The following is a 512-nucleotide window of genomic DNA, read 5'->3' on the forward strand; positions in this document are numbered from 1 at the left end:
GCCCCGGACGCGGCGGGCCGCGTCTCGTTGCGGAAGATCGACGTGGCGGCTTCGTTCTGTGCCTTGCGACTGCCGGGGCGGGAGGCGTAGAAAACCACGCCCACGAACACCAGCGTCATGAACAGAAGCATCCAACTGTCGGCGAAGTGGCGGAGAAGGCTATAAACGTCCATATCCCCCTCCTTACCGCGCCGGATCCGGCTGGAAGGTCGAGAAGTCGACCAGCGTGCCCAGCATTTGCAGATAGGCGATCAGCGCATCCATCTCGGTCAGCTGCGGCTGGCCGTCGAAGTTGCGGGTCTGCGCCTTGGGATACCGCGCCAGAAGGCCCTCGGTATCGGCATCGGGCGAAGCCTGCGCCGCAAAGTCGGCCACGGCATTCTCCATCATCTCGTCGGTATAGGGAACACCGACCAGACGGTTGGCCGACATCGAGTCCTTGATGTAGCGGGCGTCGATGACGTTGCCCATCAGGAACTCATACTTCGGCATCACCGATTCCGGCACCACAG

2 protein-coding genes are annotated in these 512 nt (G+C 62.7%); both read right to left on the bottom strand.

Annotated features, from left to right (window positions below; all coding sequences use genetic code 11):
* Positions 1-173: cbb3-type cytochrome c oxidase subunit 3 (locus tag PKE99_RS39500; protein ID WP_369075896.1), on the bottom strand; the 173-nt coding region annotated here is incomplete at its 3' end.
* Between the two features lie 10 nt (positions 174-183).
* A partial coding sequence (locus tag PKE99_RS39505; protein WP_271215195.1) for a cbb3-type cytochrome c oxidase subunit II occupies positions 184-512 on the bottom strand: 329 nt, incomplete at its 5' end.

The organism is Pseudonocardia halophobica, from assembly GCF_027922425.1.
GTDB lineage: Bacteria > Actinomycetota > Actinomycetes > Mycobacteriales > Pseudonocardiaceae > Pseudonocardia > Pseudonocardia halophobica.